This is a genomic window from Frankia sp. KB5 (assembly GCF_002099325.1).
In the GTDB taxonomy this organism is placed as follows: Bacteria; Actinomycetota; Actinomycetes; order Frankiales; family Frankiaceae; genus Frankia; species Frankia casuarinae.
In genome coordinates this window covers 1-1,946 of record NZ_MRUJ01000268.1, presented here as the reverse complement: position 1 = coordinate 1,946, position 1,946 = coordinate 1, and the positions used below count along the sequence as shown (strand labels likewise).

Sequence of the window (1,946 nt, the reverse complement as noted above, 5' to 3'; positions counted from 1 at the left end):
GGCGGGAACCGGTCGAGCGGGTGCAGGGCCGCCACGCTTGCGCAGCGCTCGCACACGGCTGCGGCGGGGCCAGTCCGGTCCGGGGACAGCGTCCGCTCGCCGAACCTGCGAACGCAGAGGGTTACCTCCGCATCGGGGAGCGTGCAGTGGATGAGCCGGGAACGCGGAGAGACTCGAAGCGTCGTGTACCCATCTGGTAGCGGAAAGTCGTCAGATGCGGGCATGGAAGATCTCCGAGAGTTAGCGCAGGTGGCGGACGCCGGCCCCCGCGATGCGTCGCCGTGCGAGCGCGACCCGGCGCACAACGAGGACCGGGAGGCGGTGTCGCCGACATCGGCGCCCACCCTGCGGGCGGTCGGCGGCATGCCGACCGGGAAGCTGGGCAGCGGCTCAGAGACAGCGGTAGATGACGCCCGCTCGCACACGCTGGGACGTGGGCTCCCAGCGCTTCTGGCTGGCGGGCGGGGCACAGCCGCTTACCGGCTCGGGTCGTTCGCTGAGCGCGCTGGCCGCTCAGCGAACGCGCGGAGGGCGAGCCGGCCGAGGCTGGCGGCCCGGGAACGCCCGGTGGGCGGGCCCGGGACAAGGCTAGGCGGGCGTTGGCCTACTCATCTGGCCTACTCGTCGTCGGTGAGAAGGCGGAGCAGGCGGACGCCAGGGAAGGTGTCGGTGGGCCGGGCCGGCAGGTGGAACGTGGTGGGCTTGTCGAAGACGGGCTGGCCGTCTGGCCGGCGGGTGTAGGGGGCCCAGCCGTAGTCGACGCCGTCGTCGGCGTCGTAGGCGGTCCAGACCACGCTTTCCTGCTCGCCGTTACGCAGGGGCCGGACGGAGAACGCGTGGGCTTCGAGGCTGCCAGGGAGCGTCTCGATGATCTGCGGGACGGCGAAGGTGAACCGGCGGGCGTGCAGGGTGCGGGCGAGCTCGGCGGCGCGGTTCTCGAAGCCGGTCCGGGCGGTCTCGCTCTGGACGTAGTCGTAGTCGGACAGGATCTGGCGGCGGTCCCCGTCGAGGATGACGATCGCCGGGTAGTCGGTCATCCGGATGGACTGCTGGACGCGGTCCACGACGTCGGTCACCAGGCTCCAGGTGGCGTCGTTCATCGCGGCCTCCAGCAGGGTCCGGGAAATACCGTTCCGGATTCCGTGGCGGTGGAACGGCGGTTGAGGGTGTAGCCGGCGCGTGGGCTTGTCCACCGTATGCGGCCATGCACGTCCCGTGCCGCCGGCCGCTGGCTATGGTCCTGGGGTTGTGGTGCAGGTCCTGGCGGACGCGGACAATCTCGCGGCCCGGTGGATGACGGTGACGATGCGGATCGTCGGCGGCTACGGGTGCGCGGTGACCGCAGCGGGCGCGGCCGGGCGGTTGGCGGCGGTACGCTGGCCGGCGCAGTGCCGGCTGGTGGCCGCCGAGGGCTGGCAGCGCGCGGATCTTGCGCTCGCGGGTGCCTACCGCAGCGACGAGGAGCCGTTGCTGCTGGTGACGGGCGACGGCGACTTCGCCTACCTCGCGAGCCGGCATCCCGGCCCGGTCGCGGTCGCCGGGGTGCTCGTCGCCCGCGCGCTACGGGACACCGCGACCGTGATCGACCTGGCCCGGGACGGCGCCGCCCCGCTGGTGCGCTGGTTGAACCACGTCAGCCCGCGCTGAACCGGCCACGTGCCTGGCGGGGCAGGTTAGGGGCGGGTGCGTCGCCGTTGCAGGTTCTCGTCGAGCAGTTCCCGCAGCAGGACGAGGCCGGGGCCGCCCCCGGGGCTCAGGGGAATCGAGAAGATGTAGTCCGAGTCGTCAAACGCGTCGAAGACGGGTGTGCCGTCGCGCTTGCGCCGGAAGGGGACCATCCCCGATTCGTGGCCCTCGTCCTCGTCCCAGAGCACCCAGAGGATGACGTGCATCTCGCCGTCGTCCTCCAGCACCGGCCCGCCGGTGTAGGGGGAACGCAGCCGGAC

Annotated in this window: 2 protein-coding genes and 2 pseudogenes; 1 reads left to right on the top strand and 3 read right to left on the bottom strand. The window is 72.1% G+C overall.

Going from position 1 to position 1,946, the window contains the following annotated elements:
- Window positions 1–224 (bottom strand): annotated as a pseudogene (locus tag KBI5_RS27405) (hypothetical protein); the annotation flags it as partial.
- 393 nt (window positions 225–617) lie between these two features.
- The gene (locus tag KBI5_RS21715; RefSeq protein ID WP_085016289.1) at window positions 618–1,100 is read right to left on the bottom strand and encodes a hypothetical protein; all 483 of its coding nucleotides are present in this window, start codon (window positions 1,098–1,100) and stop codon (window positions 618–620) included.
- 148 nt (window positions 1,101–1,248) lie between these two features.
- Between KBI5_RS21715 and KBI5_RS21710 the strand changes: the two genes are divergently transcribed.
- Window positions 1,249–1,647, top strand: coding sequence for a hypothetical protein (locus tag KBI5_RS21710; protein WP_085016288.1), 399 nt, complete (start codon window positions 1,249–1,251; stop codon window positions 1,645–1,647).
- Between the two features lie 26 nt (window positions 1,648–1,673).
- On the opposite strand, the pseudogene KBI5_RS21705 reads toward KBI5_RS21710, so the two are convergent.
- A pseudogene (locus tag KBI5_RS21705) lies at window positions 1,674–1,946 on the bottom strand (hypothetical protein); the annotation flags it as partial.